General features: G+C 65.7%; 15 protein-coding genes. 10 read left to right on the top strand and 5 right to left on the bottom strand.

Annotated features, from left to right (window positions below; translation table 11 throughout):
- Positions 1–11: 11 nt before the first annotated feature.
- Positions 12–1,439, bottom strand: a complete 1,428-nt coding sequence (locus tag ACLD0W_RS12130) for an aldehyde dehydrogenase family protein (protein ID WP_410307743.1) — start codon at positions 1,437–1,439, stop codon at positions 12–14.
- A 166-nt stretch (positions 1,440–1,605) separates the two neighbouring features.
- Here ACLD0W_RS12130 and ACLD0W_RS12125 point away from each other — a divergent pair, with 166 nt between their 5' ends.
- The 4 genes from ACLD0W_RS12125 (at position 1,606) to ACLD0W_RS12110 (ending at position 4,412) form a co-directional block, all read left to right on the top strand.
- On the top strand, positions 1,606–2,394 hold the full coding sequence (locus ACLD0W_RS12125; protein WP_410307742.1) for an SDR family NAD(P)-dependent oxidoreductase: 789 nt from the start codon (positions 1,606–1,608) through the stop codon (positions 2,392–2,394).
- A 175-nt stretch (positions 2,395–2,569) separates the two neighbouring features.
- On the top strand, positions 2,570–3,376 hold the full coding sequence (locus ACLD0W_RS12120; RefSeq protein ID WP_410307741.1) for an IclR family transcriptional regulator: 807 nt from the start codon (positions 2,570–2,572) through the stop codon (positions 3,374–3,376).
- A gap of 35 nt (positions 3,377–3,411) precedes the next feature.
- A complete protein-coding gene (locus ACLD0W_RS12115; protein WP_410307740.1) occupies positions 3,412–3,882 on the top strand; it encodes a PaaI family thioesterase in 471 nt (156 codons plus the stop codon).
- 101 nt (positions 3,883–3,983) lie between these two features.
- Positions 3,984–4,412: a host attachment protein gene (locus ACLD0W_RS12110; RefSeq protein ID WP_410307739.1), complete on the top strand. Its 429-nt coding sequence runs from the start codon at positions 3,984–3,986 to the stop codon at positions 4,410–4,412.
- A gap of 3 nt (positions 4,413–4,415) precedes the next feature.
- On the opposite strand, the gene ACLD0W_RS12105 is transcribed toward ACLD0W_RS12110, so the two are convergent.
- From ACLD0W_RS12105 to ACLD0W_RS12090, 4 genes are all read right to left on the bottom strand, one after another.
- Entirely contained in the window at positions 4,416–6,509 is a 2,094-nt protein-coding gene (locus ACLD0W_RS12105) for a TonB-dependent receptor family protein (RefSeq protein ID WP_410307738.1), read from the bottom strand.
- A gap of 78 nt (positions 6,510–6,587) precedes the next feature.
- Positions 6,588–7,148, bottom strand: coding sequence for an acyloxyacyl hydrolase (locus tag ACLD0W_RS12100; protein ID WP_410307737.1), 561 nt, complete (start codon positions 7,146–7,148; stop codon positions 6,588–6,590).
- A 230-nt stretch (positions 7,149–7,378) separates the two neighbouring features.
- Positions 7,379–10,528, bottom strand: a complete 3,150-nt coding sequence (locus ACLD0W_RS12095; protein ID WP_410307736.1) for an efflux RND transporter permease subunit — start codon at positions 10,526–10,528, stop codon at positions 7,379–7,381.
- Positions 10,529–10,555: 27 nt separating this feature from the next.
- Positions 10,556–11,818, bottom strand: coding sequence for an efflux RND transporter periplasmic adaptor subunit (locus ACLD0W_RS12090; RefSeq protein WP_410307735.1), 1,263 nt, complete (start codon positions 11,816–11,818; stop codon positions 10,556–10,558).
- A 186-nt stretch (positions 11,819–12,004) separates the two neighbouring features.
- On the opposite strand from ACLD0W_RS12090, the gene ACLD0W_RS12085 reads away from it, so the two are divergent.
- From ACLD0W_RS12085 to ACLD0W_RS12060, 6 genes are all read left to right on the top strand, one after another.
- Entirely contained in the window at positions 12,005–12,658 is a 654-nt protein-coding gene (locus ACLD0W_RS12085) for a TetR family transcriptional regulator (RefSeq protein ID WP_410307734.1), read from the top strand.
- A gap of 138 nt (positions 12,659–12,796) precedes the next feature.
- A complete protein-coding gene (locus tag ACLD0W_RS12080; protein WP_410307733.1) occupies positions 12,797–13,999 on the top strand; it encodes an acyl-CoA dehydrogenase family protein in 1,203 nt (400 codons plus the stop codon).
- A 17-nt stretch (positions 14,000–14,016) separates the two neighbouring features.
- Entirely contained in the window at positions 14,017–14,781 is a 765-nt protein-coding gene (locus ACLD0W_RS12075; RefSeq protein ID WP_410307732.1) for an SDR family NAD(P)-dependent oxidoreductase, read from the top strand.
- Entirely contained in the window at positions 14,782–15,852 is a 1,071-nt protein-coding gene (locus tag ACLD0W_RS12070; protein ID WP_410307731.1) for a phosphotransferase family protein, read from the top strand.
- A gap of 23 nt (positions 15,853–15,875) precedes the next feature.
- Positions 15,876–16,676: a 5'/3'-nucleotidase SurE gene (gene surE / locus ACLD0W_RS12065; protein ID WP_410307730.1), complete on the top strand. Its 801-nt coding sequence runs from the start codon at positions 15,876–15,878 to the stop codon at positions 16,674–16,676.
- A 257-nt stretch (positions 16,677–16,933) separates the two neighbouring features.
- Positions 16,934–18,610, top strand: a complete 1,677-nt coding sequence (locus ACLD0W_RS12060; protein ID WP_410307729.1) for a long-chain fatty acid--CoA ligase — start codon at positions 16,934–16,936, stop codon at positions 18,608–18,610.
- Positions 18,611–18,722: the final 112 nt, after the last annotated feature.

The raw sequence follows: 18,722 nt of genomic DNA, 5'->3' as shown, positions 1-18,722 counted from the left end.
GCGGCCCCCGCTCAGGGATGAAAGACGGACTTCACTTCCAGGAACTCTTCCAGCCCGTACACGCCCCATTCCCGGCCCACGCCGGAATGCTTGTAGCCGCCGAACGGCGCCGGCAGGTCCAGCTGCGCGCCGTTCAGGTGGACCATGCCGGTGCGCAGTCGCGCGGCCACCTTGGCGGCGTCCTCCACGGTGGCGCCGTAGACATAACCGGACAGGCCGTAGTCGGAGTCGTTGGCGATGGCCACCGCCTGGTCCACGTCGTCGTAGGGCATCATCACCAGCACCGGGCCGAAGATTTCCTCGCGGGCGATCAACATTTCGTTGTTCACCTCGCTGAACACCGTGGGCCGCGCATAAAAGCCCTTGTCCAGGCCCTCCGGTTTGCCCGGGCCGCCGCTCACCAGCTTGGCGCCTTCCTCGATGCCTTTTTCGATCAGGGATTGCACGCGCTTGAACTGGCGCTCGTTGGCGATCGGCCCGATCCGGGTGCTCTCGTCACGGGGATCGCCCACTTTCAGCTTTTCGCACACCTGGGCGGCGATCGCTTCCGCCTCGGCCAGCTTGTCCGCCGGCACCAGCATCCGCGAGGGTGCGTTACAGCTTTGCCCGGTGTTGCCCATCATCGATTGCACGCCGTGGCCCACCGCTTTCTGGAAGTCGGCGTCCGGCAGGATGATGTTGGCGGATTTGCCGCCCAGTTCCAGGGACACCCGCTTGAAAGTGTCGGCGGCTTCCTTGCTCACGGAGGCGCCGGCGCGGGTGGAGCCGGTCAGCGATACCATGTCCACGCGCGGGTCGGAGGACAGCATCGGGCCCACCTCGGCGCCGTCGCCGTAGATCATATTGAAGACCCCGGCGGGCAGGCCGGCTTCATCGATGATCTCGGCCAGCACCCGGGCGGACAGCGGCGCGAATTCGCTGGGCTTGAGCACCATGGTGCAGCCGGCGGCGATGGCCGGGGCCACCTTGCACAGCACCTGGTTCATGGGCCAGTTCCAGGGCGTGATCAGGGCCGCCACGCCGGCGGGCTCGCGGCGCACGGTGGCGCGGCCCAGGGTTTGCTCGAACTCGAAGTCGCGGGCGGCTTCCAGGGTGGCCTTGATGTGGCCCAGGCCCATGGGCGCCTGCACCTTGGCGGCCAGGCTGTGGCGCGGCGCGCCCATCTCCCGGCTGATGGCGTCCGCCATGTCGTCCAGGCGGGCCTGGTAGGCGGCCAGCAGCCGTTCCAGCATCGCCAGCCGGTCTTCCAGCGGCAGGGCGGCGAAGCCGTCAAAGGCGTCACGGGCGGCCTGGATGGCCGCGTCCACGTCACTCCGACCGGCCAGATACACGGTGCCTTCGCTGGCCTCGGTGGCCGGGTTGATCACTTCAAACGGTTTGGCGTCGGCGCCGGGAGCCACCCAGCCGCCATTGATATAGAACTGTTCCAGATGACTCATGAATACTCTCCCTGGGAAACGAGTAACACGTTGAAAGCGTTCCAACGTGCCACATCCTGACGAATCTGCCTAGGCCATTTTTGGAATGGTGTTCCGAAATCTTGACCGCCCCCCGCGCCCATGTCATCTTGCTGGAAAAATAGAATAGCGATTCGAGGAGAGCACCATGCAGCGTTTCCAGCAGCGTACCGTGTTGATCACCGGGGCGGCGAGCGGTATTGGTCGGGCGGCGGCCTGCCGGTTCGCGGAGGAGGGCGCCTTCCTGGTGCTGGTGGACCGCAACGAGGCCGGGTTGGCGGAAACCCGTGAGGCGCTGCCGGCGGGCAGCGAGGCCCTGCTGCGCACCGTGGACGTGTCCGATGAGCACGCCGTGGACGCCCTGGTGGCGGAGGTGATCGAAGCCCGGGGCCGCATTCATGCCCTGTGCAACAACGCCGGCATCGCCGGCGGCGACTACACCGGCATCACCGAGACCGACACCGACACCTGGCGCGCCATTCTCAACGTCAATCTGCTCGGGCCGGTGTTCTTCACCCGGGCGGTTGGCCGCCATATGCGCGAGCAGGGCGGCGGCGCCATCGTCAACACCGCCTCGGTGGCCGGCATCCGCTCCGGCGCTGGCGGCAACGCCTACAGTGCCTCCAAGGCGGCGGTGATCAACCTGACCAAGACCGCCGCCTGCGACCTGGGCCAGTACAACGTGCGCGTCAACGCCATCTGCCCGGGTCTGATCGAGACCGGCATGACCAAGCCGGTGTTCGACTACGCCCGCGAGCGCAACAAGGAAGAGAAACTCGGCAGCCGCTGCGAGCTGCGTCGCTACGGCCGTCCCCACGAGATCGCCGCGGCCATGGCCTTTCTGGCCAGCGACGATGCCAGCTACATCACCGGCCAGGCGCTGGCGGTGGACGGCGGCAACACCGCCTCGCTGAACCTGCCCGGGATGAAACACTGAGAATTCCAAGGGATGGACGTTTTCTGGCCGGGGGGCCGTCGGGCTCCTCGGTGAAACGGCTTTTTGATATATTTGCCCGCTTTATAAACAACCATAAACGCGACGAATAAAAAAACACACGCGAAACAAACGGGGCCCGACCCCGATCCCGAAGCCTGATTGAGGAAACAACACCATGCGACGAGCCGCTCTTGGCAAAGACGGAGCCGCGGAGAAGGACCGCAATTTTGTCACCGCCCTGGCCCGCGGTCTGGACATCCTGCGCTGTTTTGGCCCTTCCGACGAATACCTGGGCAACGCGGAACTGGCCAAACGCACCAATATTCCACGCCCCACGGTGTCGCGGATGACCGCCACCCTGACGCAGCTCGGTTACCTGCGTTACGCCGAGAATCTGGAGAAGTACCGGTTGGGGCCGGGGGTGCTGGATCTGGGCTACCGCTATCTGGCCAGTGAAGGGGTGCGCGACATCGCCCGGCCGTTCATGCAGGAGCTGGCCGACGCCACCGATTGCATGGTGGCCATCGCCGCGCCGGACGGCGCCTCGATGACCTATATCCAGGTTTGCCAGGGCTCCGGGCCGCTGGTGTTGCGGCTGTCCGTGGGCTCGCGGGTGGCCACCGGCACCTCGGCGGCCGGGCGCGCCCTGCTGGCGGCGCTGCCGGAAAACGAGCGTGAGCCCTATTACGAAGCGATCCGCGCCCAGAACCCGGACGCCTGGCCGGAAGTACAGCGCGGGCTGCAACGGGCGATCAAGGAATACCAGCAGTACGGCTTCGTCACCTCCGACGGAGAATGGAACCGGGACGTGAGCGCCGTGGGCGTGCCGCTGATCCTGGACAACGGCGGCCAGGTGGTGCCGTTCAATTGTGGCGGTTCGTCCCTGCGACTGAGCCGCCGGATTCTGATCGAGAACCTGGGCCCGCGCCTCAAGGAAGTGGTGGATCAGGTGCGCCAGATGGTGCAGGGCCGGGAAGTCTGAACCGATGACGGAACCGAACCCATGAGAGAGATGCAATGAGCCCGGACAGCGATTCCCCGGCGTCACTGCCCCTGGAAGCCGCCAACCGCAAGTTCAACCACGGTTTTCCGGCGCTGCTCGGCTTTGAGTTTCTGGAATGGCGGGAGGGCCGGGCGGTGCTCGGCATGCAGGTCACCGACCGCCACCTGAACCTGGCGGGGCTGATTCACGGCGGCGTGCTGGCCACGCTGCTGGATGTGGCCGGCGCCTGCGCCGGCACCTTTTGCCCGTACCCGGACCGGGTGCGCAAGGCGATCACCCTGTCCATGACCACCACCTTCACCGGTCAGAGCGGCAAGGGCTACATCCGCGCCATCGGCACCAAACGGGCCGGTGGCAGCCGCATATTCAATTCCACCGTGGACGTCTACGACGCCGAGGAGCGCCTGCTGATCATCGGCGAAGGCACCTTCCGGCTGCGCAGTGGCTCCGAGGACCCCCGTGGGCAGCCGGTGGACGAACGCTGATTTAAAGGCTTTTTACCGGTTCCGGGCGTTCATGGGTTGAAGCGCGGTCGGTTTGGCTCAAGGCTGGGTAACAGGAACACAGCCAATGGAAAGGAGCCAACATGACCACTTACATCATCGCCAGCAACGCCGCCCATGCCCGCGTGTTCGCCCATCAGGTGGGGCGGGTCCGCGAGATCGAGCAGCTCGATCATCCGGAAAGCCAGGCCCATGTGGGCGATCTGCGCACCGGCGAGGGCGGCAAGGAAGGCAGCGGCGCCATGCACGGCAACCCGCGCGCCACCGGTAATCAGCAGGCCACCTCCGACAAGCACTCCGCGATGTTCGCCAAGGAACTGGCGGAATACATGAAGGCGGCCCACGACAAGGGCGGCGTGGACGATTTTATCGTGATCGCCGAACCGCGCTTCCTCGGCGCCCTGCGCGATAAAATGGACGACCCCACCCGCCGCGCGGTGATCCGCGAAGTGGACAAGGACCTGACCAAGCAGAAGCTGGACGACATCAAGAAAGCCGCCGGCATTATGTAATCGCTACCAGCTGTAGGACGCGCCGGCGTACCAGTGCCGGCCCGGCGCCGGTTCGAAGTAGCCCCGATCCGCCGGATCGGGGCGGTCGCTGTTGGCGTTGATACGCAGATTACCGAAGTACTCTTCGTCAAAGAGGTTGTCCACGCCGGCATAGAGGGTGAAGGCGCTGGCCGGCAGCCGCCATTGCCGGCCCAGTCGCGCCCCCGCCACGGTGTAATCGTCCACCCGGGTGTCGTTGGTGTTCTCCGCGTACACCTGGCCGCCATAGCGACCGTCCAGCACCAGAAAGGCGCCGTTTTGCCAGCGCCAGGCGGCTTCCGCGAACAGATGATGGCGGGGCAGGCCGGGCAGCCGGTTGCCGCTCACGTCCTGGTTTTGCTGTTGGTCGTAGAAATCCTCGAATTCATAATCCGAATAGGTGTAGGCCAGGGTCAGGGTGAGCCGCTCGGTGGTCAGGTGCTCGAGCATCAGTTCCAGGCCGTCCCGGCGGGTGCGGGCGGCGTTGTCGTAGAAGGTGCGGCCGTTGAGCTCGTAGGGGGTGATCTCGTCGCGCACCCGCACGCTGAACAGGGCCAGGTCGTAGAACAGCCGGTCGCCGAGCTGGCCGCGCCCGCCGATTTCCCGGTTCAACGCTTTTTGCGGCTCCAGCTCCGGATTGAAACCGCCGGCGCCGGACGGGTTGGCCAGTTCCGTGAAGGTGGGGGTTTCGAAGGCGTTGCTGACCGTGACGTAGACGCTGTGGCGGGGATGCAGGTGCCAGGTCAGGCCGGCGCTGTAGCTGCCCTCGCGGAACGTCTGGTCGCCGCTCTGATCGCCGTCGCCGAGCAGATGGTCCTCGATATCCAGGCGCACCCGGTCGGCGCGCGCCCCCAGGGACAACACCAGAGCCTCGGTCAGATCGGTGTCGGTCTGCAGGAACAGACCGCTGGCGGTGGCGGTCTGGTCCTCGTCGCCGGTGCGGGCGGTGACGTTGCCGGCGGCGTCCACCGCCCGCCGGCCCCGGTCGTCCTGCTGCCGGTCCACGTCCAGGCCCACCAGATAACGATGGCTGAGCCCGAACAGACTGAGCCGGTCGGTGTATTCCAGGCGCGCGCCGTAGAACAGCCGCTGGTAATCGATCAGGCTGCTGCCGGGGAACGGCAGTTGCTGGCGGAAGTCCCGGCGGCTGATGAAGCCGCGCAGGCGCAGCTCGCCGCCCAGGTTACGGTCCCGGTAGAGCACCCCGAGCCGCTGCTGGGTCACTTCCTGGCCGGCGTCCAGCAGGCGGGAAAAGCGGGCCGCCTGCTGGCGATCCTCGCGCACCTGGGCACGGGTCAGACCGCCCGGGTCCTCGGCCACCGGCGTGTCCATGGCGGTGAAGAACAACTCCAGGTCGCGCTCGGCGGACAGCGCCCGGCCCACCCGGGTGGTGAGCAGGTACTTCTCCATCTCGCTCTGCGCCCGTTCACCGTCGTGGCGCACCCCGGTCAGGCTCAGGTAATGATGGTTGCCGCCCCCGGCGCCGCCCAGCTGCAGGTTGCTCTTGCGGTAGCCGTCGGCGCCGCCGGCCACGCTGAAGCGGTGCCCGTAGCGCAGGTCGCGGCCGGTGCGGGTAGTGATGTCGACCACGCCGCCGCTGGCGTTGCCGTACAGCACCGAGGCCGGGCCGCGCAGCACGGTGAGGGTGTCCAGGGTTTCCAGGTCGACGCTGTCCAGTTGTGATTGACCGTCGGGCAGGGTCTCCGGGAAGCCGTCCACGTTGATGCGCAGGCCACGCACACCGAACGGTGCCCGCGCGCCGAACCCGCGGCTGGACAGGCGCAGCCCCTGGGCGAAGTTGTAACGGTTCTGCAGGTAAAGACCGGGCACCCGGTTCAGGCTTTCGTCGAGCTGCAGGCCGGGTTGGCCGGCCTGTACCTGGTCGGCGTCCACCACCGTGGCGGCGCCGGGCAGGTCGGCCAGATCCCGTTCCAGCCGGGTGCCGGTGACGGTGACCGCGTCCAGGCGGTGTTCCGATTGCGGGCCGGGGTCGGCGTCGGTCTGGGCGAAAGCGGGCAGGGCGAGCGCGGCCCCGCCCAGGCAGGCGAAGCCCAGGCAGGCGAACAAGGGGCGATACATGACGGTCCTTCTTCCTGGAGGGCGGCGGAAGGTCCCTAAGCTAGAGAGAAAATCCGCCGGCCTCAAGGCAGCGCGGACTTAAAACCGGAACGAAACCGTCACCGAACCCAGATTCATGCCCGGGTTGGGTTTGTACAGACGCGAGTTGGAGGTGTGCTGGCCGCGCAACCCCACCGCCAGGCGCGGCGTCACCTCGAACACCAGGCCGGCGTGGCTGGTGAACTGCACATTGCCGCCCATGTCGTCGTCGTCGATATGGGCATGGCTCATATAGGACGGTTGCACGCCTAGCAACAGATAAAGCCGGTCGCTGGGCCAGTTGACCCGGGCTACCGGCCCGAAGATATAGACCTCCGTGGCGTTGTCGCGGCCGTCCCCATCAAAGCCTTCCCAGCGCTCCACGGAGGCGTCCCAGTAAGCCTGGATCAGATCGCCGTCGAGCCAGCGCTCCACCACCTGACGTTGCAGCCAGTGGGAGGGCCAGCGGGCGAACAGGCTGTAATAATCGAGTCCCTCACCGCCACCCACCCGGGCCCCCAGGCGCAGGTCATGGTCGGCGGCGCCGGCCTGGCCCTGCCAGAGCACGGCGGACAGCGCCAGCACAAAGCGGCCGGTCCAGCCGCGCATCACCATCAGCATATTGTGTTTTTCCTAACCAAACGAAAGACGCAAACCAAAGAAGTCGTGCAATGAACGCTGTATACCGGGTTGCTCTGCACTTTTCATTCCAAAAGTAAGAAGCAAGCGGTGGCGTTGATAAAAAAAGCCGTTAAGAACTCCATGCCGGGACGGCACGCCGCCGGGAGGGGCAGCGGCGTGTCGTGGTCAGCGGCGAGGTGCGTGGCGGCGGGGAGCCGCCACCTCGTCGATCAGGACTGGGCTTCCCGGTCTTCCAGGGCGGTGCTGCCGTCCTTCTTGCCGGTCATCGGCACGCCGGAGAGGCGACGCACCAGGGCGTAGAACAGCGGGATGAAGAAGATCGCCAGCACGGTGGCCGCCACCACGCCGCCGAATACCCCGGTGCCGATCGCGTTGCGCGCGCCGGAGCCGGCGCCGCTGCTGAGCATCAGCGGCGTGACGCCGAGCCCGAACGCCAGCGAGGTCATCAGAATCGGTCGCAGCCGCATGCGGGTGGCTTCCAGGGTGGCCTTGAGCAGCGAATAGCCCTCGTCCTCCAGGTCCTTGGCGAACTCGGCGATTAGAATCGCGTTCTTCGCCGACAGCCCCACGGTGGTCAGCAGGCCCACCTGGAAGAACACGTCGTTGTTGAGACCGCGCAGGGTGGCGGCCAGGACCGCGCCGATCACACCCAGCGGCACCACCAGCATCACCGCGAACGGAATCGACCAACTCTCATAGAGTGCCGCCAGACACAGGAACACCACCAGCAGCGACAGGGCATAGAGCGCCGGTGCCTGGGCGCCGGCCTGCTGCTCCTGGAACGACAGACCGGTCCACTCGAAGCCGAAGCCGTCGGGCAGATCCCGGGCCAGCCGCTCCATGGTGGCCATGGCTTCACCGGTGCTCACGCCGGGGGCCGCGTTGCCCTGGATGTTCATGGACGACACGCCGTTGTAGCGCTGCAGCTGCTGGGGCCCGTAGGTCCATTCCCCGTCGGAGAAGGTGTCGAACGGCACCATCTCGCCGACGCCGTTGCGCACGTACCAGTTGTTGATGTCCTCCGGCAGCATCCGGAACGGGGCCTCGCCCTGCACGTAGACGCGTTTGACCCGGCCCCGGTCGATGAAGTCGTTCACATAGCTGGAGCCCCAGGCCACCGACAGGGTGTTGTTGATGTCGGCCAGGGACACGCCCATGGCCTGGGCTTTCTGACGATCCACTTCCAGGTCGTAGGTGGGTGCGTCCGGCAGGCCGTTGAAGCGCACCTGGGACAGGCTGCCGGCCTGGTTGGCGGCCCCCAGCAGCTGGTCGCGGGCCTGGGTCAGGGCGTCATGGCCCTGGCCGCCCCGGTCCTGCAGCTGGAAGTTGAAGCCACCGGAGGTGCCCAGGGCGGGAATCGCCGGCGGGTTGAGGGCGAAGATGATCGCCTCGCGAATCTGCGAGAAATAGCCCATGGAGCGGCCGATGATTTGCTGTACGCCGTCGGTGCTCAGATCCCGTTCTTCCCAGTCCTTGAGCCGCACGAAGGCGATGCCCGAGTTCTGGCCGCGACCGGCGAAGCTGAACCCGCCCACGGTGAAGATGGAGGTGACCGCCGCTTCCTTGTTCAGGTAGTAGTCCTCCATCTTGCCGAGCACGTCCATGGTCTGGCCCAGCGGCGAGCCCACCGGCAGCTGCACCTGGCTGAGCATGATGCCCTGGTCCTCTTCCGGCAGGAAGGCGCTGGGCAGACGGCTGAAGGTAAAGCCGAGGGCCGCCACGATGGCCACGTAGATCAGCAGATAGCGGCCACGGTGGCCGATCATTTTTTCCACCCGGCCCTGGTAGCGATGGCTGGCGCGGTTGAAGTTGCGGTTGAACCAGCCGAAGAAGCCTTTCTTCTCCTGATGCTGGGCGGAGGAGGGCTTGAGCATGGTGGCGCACAGCGCCGGCGTCAGGATCAGCGCGACCAGCACCGACAGGGTCATGGCCGACACGATGGTGATCGAGAACTGTCGGTAGATGGCGCCGGTGGAGCCGGGGAAGAACGCCATCGGCACGAACACCGCGGACAGCACCAGGGCGATACCCACCAGCGCGCCGGTGATCTGGTCCATGGATTTGCGGGTGGCTTCCAGCGGCCCCAGGCCGTCTTCCTCCATTACCCGTTCCACGTTCTCCACCACCACGATGGCGTCGTCCACCAGCAAACCGATGGCCAGCACCATGCCGAACATGGTGAGGGTGTTGACGGTGAAGCCAAAGGCGAACAGCACCCCGAACGTGCCCAGCAGCACCACCGGCACGGCGATGGTGGGAATCAGGGTGGCGCGGAAATTCTGCAGGAACAGGAACATCACCAGGAACACCAGGAGGATGCCCTCGAACAGGGTCTTGACCACCTCCATGATGGAAATCTTCACGAACGGCGTGGTGTCGTAGGGGTACGAAATTTCCATGCCTTCCGGGAAGAACTGGCTCAGTTCGTCGAGCCGCGCGCGCACCCGGTCGGCGGTGTCCAGGGCATTGGCGCCGGACGCCAGATTGATGCCGAGACCGGAGGCCGGTTTGCCATTGAAGCGGGCGTCGAAGTTGTAGTTTTCCGAGCCGAGTTTGACCTCGGCCACGTCACGCAGCCGCACCCGCGAGCCGTCATTGTTCACCCGCAGCAGAATCTCGCCGAATTGCTCCGGCGTCTCCAGCAGCGTCTGGACGATGATCGAGGCGGACAGTTGCTGGTTCTTCACCGCCGGCTGACCGCCCAGCTGACCGCCGGTGACCTGATTGTTCTGCACCGTGATCGCCTGGATCACGTCGGTGGGGGTCAGGTCGTACTGATTCAGCTTGTTCGGATCCAGCCACACGCGCATGGCGTACTGGGCACCGAACAGCTGGGTGGTGCCCACCCCCTGCACCCGGCTGATCGGGTCCTGCACGTTGGCGCCCAGATAGTCCGACAGGTCGGTGCGGCTCATGCTGCCGTTGCTGGACGTGGCGGCGAGCACCATCAGGAAGGAATCGGAGGATTTGCTCACCTGCACGCCCTGCTGCTGCACCACCTGGGGCAGACGGGGCGTGGCCAGTTGCAGCTTGTTCTGCACCTGCACCTGGGCGATGTCCGGGTCGGTGCCGGCGGCGAACGTCAGGGCGATCTGGGCGGTGCCGGTGGAGTCACTGGTGGAATCGATGTACAGCAGGTTGTCGATGCCGTTCATTTGCTGCTCGATGACCTGGGTCACCGAGTCTTCCACCGCCTCCGCGGAGGCGCCCGGGTAGGTGGCGCGAATGCTCACCTCCGGCGGCGCCACCGTGGGATACTGCTCCACCGGCAGGTTGTAGATCGACAGCGCCCCGGCGAGCATCATGACGATGGCGATCACCCAGGCGAAGATGGGTCGGTCAATAAAGAATCTGGCCATGATTGTCCCTGTTGCGTGGGCGGTCGGTTAGTGCGCGTCTTGCTGCTGGGCGTCGTCGCCGGGCTGTTCCTGGCCGGCCTGCTCCGGGGCTTCTGGGCGCGGCGCATTGCCACTGGCGGAGCCGTCCTCGGTGGCCGGCGCGGCGCTGTCGCCCCGCGGGTCGACCTGCACCGGTTTCACCTTGGCGCCCGGGCGGATTTTCTGCAGCCCCTCGATGATCAGCCGGTCGCCGGCCTTCAGGCCGTCGCTGATCAGCCATTGGTTGCCCACCGCCCGTTCGGTGGTCACCTTGCGCTGTTCCACCTTGTCCTCGGCGCCGATCACCAGGGCGGTGGCGTTGCCGTTGGGGTCCCGGGTGACGCCTTTCTGCGGTACCAGGATGGCGTTGTCGCGCTCGCCCTGGGGCAGGCGGGCGCGCACGAACATGCCCGGCAGCAGGTCGCTGTCCGGGTTCGGGAACAGGGCGCGCAGGGTCACCGAGCCGGTGCTTTCCTCCACCGCGAATTCGGAAAACTGCAGGGCGCCTTCCCGGTCATAGGAACTGCCGTCTTCCAGCAGCAGGGTGACGCGGGCCTGACCCTCACCCACCTTCTGCAGGCGGCCGGCTTCCAGGGCGGCGCGCAGCTGGCGCAGTTCCCGGTTGGACTGGGTCAGGTCCACGTAGATCGGGTCCAGCTGGCGGATGGTGGCCAGGGCCTGGGCCTGGCTGGCGGTGACCAGGGCGCCGGCGGTCACCGAGGAGCGACCGATGCGGCCGCTGATCGGCGCTTCGATGGTGGTGTAATCCAGATTGATGCGGGCGCTGTCCACGGCGGCGCGGGCGGCGGCCACCTGGGCCTGATTCTCGCCGAGGGCGGCCTGGGCCTCATCGTACTCCTGCTGGCTCACCGCCTTCATTTCCAGCAGCCGCTCGAAGCGCTGGGCGCGCAGGCGGGTGGATTTGAGGGTGGCCTGGGCGCGGGCCAGGTCGGCCTTGGCGCTTTCCACCTGCGCCTGGTAAAGGCTGTCGTCGATGCGGTACAGGGCGTCGCCGGCGTTGACCTCCTGGCCTTCCTCGAACAGCCGCTCCTCGATCAGGCCGTTCACCTGGGGCCGGATTTCCGCCACCTGGTAGGGCGTGGTGCGCCCGGGCAGTTCGGTGGTCTGGGTGAAAGTCTGTGGTTCCACCGTGATAAACCCGGCTTCCGGCGGTCCGCCCGCCTGCTGCTGTTGCTGGTTGCCGTCATCACAGGCCGCCAGGACCAGCGAAAAAAGGGCGATAAAGGGGAGGGACACCGAACCTCTGCGCATGGAAACCTCGGTTCTAAATTATTCGCGTCGAAATGGATGCGTATCAAAGTATGAAGGCTCCGGAGTATACATACGTTCAAGAACGTATGTATAGTACGTGCCCGTGAACGGCACTGTTTATGCACATTTCATGCAAAAAGAAAGCGTGCGGAAACAGGCAAACCTGCGAATCACCCGGTACCGGTTATGGCCAGACGGACCAAAGCGGAAGCGCTGGAAACGCGCACACAGATCCTGGACGCCGCCGAGCGCGTTTTCCATCTCAAGGGCGTGGCGCGCACCTCGTTGAACGACATCGCTCAGGAAGCCGGTGTTACCCGGGGTGCCATCTATTGGCACTTCAAGAACAAGCACGACGTGTTCGAGGCCATGCTCAGCCGCCACCGCCTGCCCACCGAGGCCCTGTCGCAACGCGCCGAGGACCCCAACGAGAGCGACCCGCTGGGCCGCCTGCGCGATGTGCTGATCTATGTGCTTCAGCGTACCGTCCGCGATCCGGATCACCGCAGGGTATTCGAGATTCTGTTTTATAAATGTGAATTTACCAAGGAAACCGACCCGCTGATGGCTCGGGTACGGGACAGCTTCCTGGACGGCGGCGCCAAGGTGCGCCGCACCCTGGGCAACGCCATCGAACGCGGCCAACTGCCCGCCACCCTCAATATCGACCGCGCCATCACCCTGCTGCACGTGCAGATGACCGGTCTGCTCTATACCTGGCTGCTGCTGCCGGACAGCTTCGATCTGGACGCCGAGGCGGCGGATTTCGTGGACTGCTACCTGGCCAGTCTGCGCCAGTGCCCGACCCTGGCCGGGCAGCGCTCCGACGTCGATTCCTGAAATCGAAATGCCATTTCAATTTATTTGACGGCATCGCCGGGGCATGCCACATTCTCCCGACATACCAATAAGTATGTCCGCCGGGCGTTCCGTTCCGGCGGGCCTCAGAACCACGCCGGAAACACCCGAGGAGAGCCCATGCTGCCCCTTTCCGACCGGGCCCAGGCCCTGCACGACCAGCTCGTTGCCTTCATGGATCAGCACATCTACCCCAACGAAGCGCTCTACGCGGAGCAAATCAACACCGGGGAGAACCGCTGGGCGCCGCCGCCCATCGTCAAGGAACTCAAACAGAAGGCCAAGGCCGAGGGCCTGTGGAACCTGTTTCTGCCGGAAAGCGAACTGGGCGCCGGTCTGAACAACTACGACTACGCGCATCTGTGCGAAATCATGGGCCGCAGCGGCATGGCGCCGCAGGTGTTCAACTGCGCGGCGCCGGACACCGGCAATATGGAAGTGCTGGCCCGCTACGGCAGCCCGGAACAACAGGAACAATGGCTCAAGCCGCTGCTGGCCGGTGAGATCCGCTCCTGCTTCTCGATGACCGAGCCGGCAGTGGCGTCCTCCGACGCCACCAACATCTGCACCGAGATCAAGCGCGACGGTGACGAGTACGTCATCAATGGCCGCAAGTGGTGGTCCTCCGGTGCCATGTCCACGGACTGCAAGATCGCCATCGTGATGGGCAAGACCGACCCCGAGGCGCCGCGCCATCAGCAGCAATCCCAGATCCTGGTGCCCCTGGACACCCCCGGCGTGACCATCGAGCGCGCCCTGCACGTGTTCGGCTACGACCACGCCCCCAAGGGGCACGCGGAAATCGTCTACGACAACGTGCGGGTGCCGGTGGGCAACCTGATCCTCGGCGAGGGCCGTGGCTTCGAGATCGCCCAGGGCCGCCTGGGCCCGGGCCGCATCCACCACTGCATGCGCACCATCGGCCTGGCGGAGCGGGCTCTGGAAGCCATGTGCCAGCGGGTCGAGGCCCGCGAGGCCTTTGGCCGCAAGCTGTCCCAGTTCGATTCCATCCGCAAGGACATCGCCCGCTCGCGCCTGGAAATCGAACAGGCACGGCTGATGACCCTGAAAGCGGCGCACATGATGGACACCGTGGGCAACAAGGTGGCCCGTCAGGAAATCGCCATGATCAAGGTGATCGCCCCGGAGATGGCCCTTAAGGTGGTGGACCGCGCCATCCAGGTGCACGGTGCCCTGGGCGTGTGCCAGGACAGCTTCCTCGCTTCCGCCTGGGCCAACCTGCGCACCCTGCGCCTGGCCGACGGCCCGGACGAGGTGCACCTGGACACCATCGCCAAGCTCGAACTGGGCCGGTACCGGTAAAACCAAGGAGAACAACAATGAGCAAGCTCTTCGATCTGACCGGCAAGGTCGCCCTGATCACCGGGTCCACCCGGGGCATCGGTAAATCCATCGCCGAGGAAATGGCCCGCGCCGGCGCCAAGGTGGTGATCTCCAGCCGCAAGCCGGAGCCCTGCCACGAAGTGTGCGAGGCGATCAAGGCGGAAGGGGGCGAGGCCATCGCCGTGCCCTGCAACGTGGGCAAGAAAGACGACCTGATGAATCTGGTCGACGAAACCCTGGCCGCCTTCGGCAAAATCGATATTCTGGTGTGCAACGCCGCCACCAACCCGGTTTACGGTCCCACCGCCGAACTCACCGACGAGGCCTGGGACAAGATCATGGACACCAACGTCAAGGGCACCTTCTGGCTGTGCAACCGGGTGCTGCCGGAGATGGACAAGAACGGCGGTGGCAACGTGGTGATCATTTCCAGCATCGCCGGCCTGCGCGGCAATACCGTGATCGGCACCTACGGCGTGTCCAAGGCCGCCGAGGCCGCCCTGGCCCGCAACCTGGCGGTGGAGTGGGGCCCGCGCAACATCCGCGTCAACGCCATCGCCCCGGGCCTGGTGCGCACCGACTTCGCCAAGGCGCTCACCGAGGACCCGGAACGCCGCAAGCGCGCCGAGGAGCGTACCCCGGTGCGCCGCATCGGCGAACCGGTGGACATCGCCGGGGTGGCGCTGTTCCTGTCCAGCGCGGCCAGTGGCTATGTCACCGGCCAGACCATCGTGGCCGACGGCGGCGAAACGATCTGCTGATTGCGTGAGGTTCTTATGGAAGGTCAACCGGAGATCGTGCCGGTCCTGGACGCCCACCGCATCGACGAAAAGCGCCTGGCCGACTATCTTCAGCAACGGGACCTGCTCGACGGTCCCCTGACGGTGCGCCAGTTCCAGGGCGGCCAGTCCAACCCCACCTATCTGTTGGAAAGCGGTAGCCGTCGCTATGTACTGCGCAAGAAACCGCCGGGCAAGGTGTTGCCCTCCGCCCACCAGGTGGACCGGGAATACCGGGTAATGAAGGCGCTGGGCGAACACAGCCAGGTGCCGGTGCCGACCATGCACGTGCTGTGCGAGGACGACGAGGTGATCGGCACCAGCTTCTATGTGATGGATTTCGTGCCGGGCCGGGTTTACTCCCACCCGCAGCTGGAAAGCCTGGACAAGGACGATCGCACCCGGCTTTATCAGGATAAGATCGACACCCTGGCGCGCTTGCACAAGGTCGACTACCAGGCCGCCGGGCTGGGCGATTTCGGCCGGCCCCAGGGCTATGTGACCCGCCAGGTGAAGCGCTGGAGCGCCCAGTACGAGGCGTCCAAGACCGATGAGCTGCCGGCCATGGACAACCTGATGGCCTGGCTGGCGGACAACATCCCCGACGATGACAGCGCCGCCATCGCCCACGGCGACTTCCGCCTGGGCAATCTGCTGGTGGACAATCGGGAAGCGCGGGTGGTGGCGGTGCTGGACTGGGAACTGGCCACCATCGGCCACCCGCTGGCGGACCTGGCCTATTGTTGCCTGCCGTACCACATGCCCCATGGTGTCAACGGCGTGCGCGGGCTGGATGGCCTGGACCTGAGCGCCCGCGGCATCCCCGACGAGCGCACCCTGCTGGAGCGCTACTGCGAAGGGGCCGGCCGCGACGGTATCAACGACTGGCCGGTGTTCCTGGCGTTCGCCCTGTTCCGCTCGGCGGCGATTCTGCAGGGGGTGTACGCCCGCGCCCTGCAGGGCAACGCCAGCAACCGGGACGCCCTGGAGGTGGGCAAGCGCGCCGGCCTGATGGCCGAGCGCGGCTGGCAGATCGCCCGGGCGCATAAATAGCGAACCCCAACCGAGAGAGTCTCATGTCGAAAACATTCCGCCGTATTCTGGTCACCAACGACGACGGCATCGACGCCCCGGGCCTGCGGGTCGCCGAGGCGGTGGCCGCCGACCTGGCCGACGAAGTGTGGACGGTGGCGCCGGAGCACGACCAGAGCGGCGTGGGGCAGGGCATTTCCCTGCACTCGCCGCTGCGCGTCTACCACCACGGCGAGCGGCGCTTCGCGGTGTCCGGCACGCCGGCGGATTGCGTGATGTTCGCGATGGCCGAATGGTTCGCCGAGGACCCGCCGGATCTGGTGCTCTCCGGCGTCAATTGCGGCGCCAATCTGAGCGATTCGGTGATGTATTCGGGCACCGTGGGCGCGGTGCTGGCGGCGGCCCATCTGGGGCTGCCGGGCATCGCCCTGAGCCAGGCCTTCGTCGGCGACCGGGACGCCATCGATTACGCCCCCACCGAGCGTCACTCGGCGGCCCTGATCCGGGAACTGTGGCAGGCCGGCGCCGATCGGGACGGTTACCAGCGCGCCTGCTGGAACCTGAATTTCCCGGACCGGCCGGTGGCGGAACTGCGCGGCAGCCGGTTCACCCGGCAGATCGGTGGCGGCATCGCCGGGCCGCGCCTGGTGCACGGTACCGACGGGCGTGGCCTGACCTATCACTGGTTGTCCTTCGAGCGCCGCCCGGGCAGCATCGAGCATCCGCAATCCGATGTGGTGGCCCTGCGCGACGGTTTCGTATCGGTGATGCCCCTGCAGCCGACCCGCTGTGACGACGCCCTGGCGGACCGCTGCTGGGAGCAGGGGGAACGGCCGCTGCCCTGACCCTTCCAGGTGGTGTCCGTTTTGCGAAATCATATTCCAAAATAATATTGACGGTCCCGGGAGGCCATGTCAGATTGGCTGCCTGCCCGCGTTCCGGGCGTCGGTTTTTTCACGCTCGCCGGCCGGTATTACCATGCCGGCCGGCGGCGTATTTTGATAGCGTAATTCCACAGTTGATTTCTACAACTTAATTTCTACAAAAGGGCGCGGCTCGTCCGCGCCATGAAACGGTTCGACTTTTTAGGGAGAGTACAGGCATGTTCGATCGGCATTTTGCCGTCTGGCCGGATGGGGCCCCCCATCATCTGACCCTGCCGGAAACCAGCCTTTACGAGAATCTGGCGATTTCCGCCCTTCGCTACCCGAATGAGAACGCCATCATTTACTATGATCGGCCGATCACCTACCGGGCGCTGAAGGACGAGGTGGACGCGCTGGCCGGTCAGCTCGAGCACCTGGGCGTGGAAAAGGGTGATCGCGTGCTGCTGTTCATGCAGAACGCGCCCCAGTTCATCATTGGCTACTATGCGATTCTGCGCGCCAACGCCATCGTGGTGCCGATCAATCCGATGAACCGCACCGCCGAGCTGGAGCATTATCTGGAAGACACCCAGGCCTCGGTGTGTCTGTGCGGTCAGGAAGTGTTCGGGCAGATCGAATCGCTGATCGGCCATGAACGCCTGCGCCACGTGATCGTCGCCGCCTACGGCGACTACGCCGCCGCCGACACCGACCTGGAGCTGCCCGCGGAAGTGCGCGCGCCGGCCCAGCCGGTGAGCGGCGAGGGCGTGATCGGCTGGCGGGCGGCCCTGGACGCCGGCTACCGGCCCGGCGATTTGCTGGTGGGCGCCGACGACCTGGCGGTGTTCCCCTACAGTTCCGGCACCACCGGCGCGCCCAAGGGCTGCATGCACACCCACCGCTCGGTGATGGCCACCTGCGTGCACGGCGCCGCCTGGCGGCCCGGCGGCGGCCGCGAGGGCGTGACCCTGGCGACGCTGCCGTACTTCCATGTGACCGGCATGCAGGGCGCCATGAACAGCCCCATCTTCCAGGGTTCCTGCATCGTGCTGATGACCCGCTGGGACCGCCGCACCGCCGCCAAGCTGATCGAGCGCTACCGGGTCACCAGCTGGACCAACATCGTCACCATGGCCATCGACCTGCTGTCCGATCCGGACGTGGAATCGTTTGACCTGTCCAGCCTGCAGAACATCGGCGGCGGCGGCGCGGCCATGCCGGAAGCGGTGTCCGACAAGCTGTTCAATCTCACCGGCCTGCGCTACATCGAGGGGTACGGCCTGTCCGAGACCATCGCCGCCACCCACATCAACCCGGCGGACCACCCCAAGAAGCAGTGCCTGGGCATTCCGGTGTTCGACACCGACTCGCGCATCATCAACGAGGAAACCTGCGAAGAGCTGGGTGTCGGTGAAGTGGGCGAGATCGTGTCCAATGGCCCGCAGGTGTTCCAGGGTTACTGGAACCGTCCCGAGGAAACCAAAAAAGCCTTTATCGACCTGGACGGCAAACGCTTTTTCCGCACCGGTGACATGGGCTATTACGACGAGCAGGGTTATTTCTTCATCGTCGACCGGGTTAAACGGATGATCAACGCCTCCGGTTTTAAAGTTTGGCCGGCGGAGGTCGAAAGCCTTATGTACCGGCACCCGGCGATTCAGGAAAGCTGCGTGATTTCCGCGCCCCACGACCGCCGCGGCGAAACCGTCAAGGCCTGCGTGGTGCTGACCGCCGCCGAGAAAGGCAAGGTCAGCGAGGCGGACATCATCGACTGGTGCAAGGAACAGATGGCCGCCTACAAGGTGCCGCAGATCGTTGAATTCCGTGACGAATTGCCCCGTTCGCCCACCGGCAAGGTGATGTGGCGCGCGCTGCAGGAAGCGGAATGGGCGGCGCACCAGAAGCAGGCCTGACACCGGTCGCGTTTCCATAACGAAACAGTGTTCCGAAATATTGACGCTGGCGGCGCCCGCTGCTAGCGTCAACGGCGGCTCTTCACGGGCCGTTTTAATGACAAGAAAAACG

The organism is Alloalcanivorax sp. C16-1 (assembly GCF_046507805.1).
Lineage (GTDB): Bacteria > Pseudomonadota > Gammaproteobacteria > Pseudomonadales > Alcanivoracaceae > Alloalcanivorax.
Note: the sequence above shows the minus strand (reverse complement) of the source record. Positions and strands in the feature narration are given on the sequence as shown.

Excerpts from the sequence above, each read along its gene's own strand:
- ACLD0W_RS12130 (WP_410307743.1), bottom strand. The coding sequence starts at position 1,439 with ATGAGTCATCTGGAACAGTTCTATATCAATGGCGGCTGGGTGGCTCCC.
- ACLD0W_RS12125 (WP_410307742.1), top strand. The coding sequence starts at position 1,606 with ATGCAGCGTTTCCAGCAGCGTACCGTGTTGATCACCGGGGCGGCGAGC.
- ACLD0W_RS12120 (WP_410307741.1), top strand. The coding sequence starts at position 2,570 with ATGCGACGAGCCGCTCTTGGCAAAGACGGAGCCGCGGAGAAGGACCGC.
- ACLD0W_RS12115 (WP_410307740.1), top strand. The coding sequence starts at position 3,412 with ATGAGCCCGGACAGCGATTCCCCGGCGTCACTGCCCCTGGAAGCCGCC.
- ACLD0W_RS12110 (WP_410307739.1), top strand. The coding sequence starts at position 3,984 with ATGACCACTTACATCATCGCCAGCAACGCCGCCCATGCCCGCGTGTTC.
- ACLD0W_RS12105 (WP_410307738.1), bottom strand. The coding sequence starts at position 6,509 with ATGTATCGCCCCTTGTTCGCCTGCCTGGGCTTCGCCTGCCTGGGCGGG.
- ACLD0W_RS12100 (WP_410307737.1), bottom strand. The coding sequence starts at position 7,148 with ATGCTGATGGTGATGCGCGGCTGGACCGGCCGCTTTGTGCTGGCGCTG.
- ACLD0W_RS12095 (WP_410307736.1), bottom strand. The coding sequence starts at position 10,528 with ATGGCCAGATTCTTTATTGACCGACCCATCTTCGCCTGGGTGATCGCC.
- ACLD0W_RS12090 (WP_410307735.1), bottom strand. The coding sequence starts at position 11,818 with ATGCGCAGAGGTTCGGTGTCCCTCCCCTTTATCGCCCTTTTTTCGCTG.
- ACLD0W_RS12085 (WP_410307734.1), top strand. The coding sequence starts at position 12,005 with ATGGCCAGACGGACCAAAGCGGAAGCGCTGGAAACGCGCACACAGATC.
- ACLD0W_RS12080 (WP_410307733.1), top strand. The coding sequence starts at position 12,797 with ATGCTGCCCCTTTCCGACCGGGCCCAGGCCCTGCACGACCAGCTCGTT.
- ACLD0W_RS12075 (WP_410307732.1), top strand. The coding sequence starts at position 14,017 with ATGAGCAAGCTCTTCGATCTGACCGGCAAGGTCGCCCTGATCACCGGG.
- surE (WP_410307730.1), top strand. The coding sequence starts at position 15,876 with ATGTCGAAAACATTCCGCCGTATTCTGGTCACCAACGACGACGGCATC.
- ACLD0W_RS12060 (WP_410307729.1), top strand. The coding sequence starts at position 16,934 with ATGTTCGATCGGCATTTTGCCGTCTGGCCGGATGGGGCCCCCCATCAT.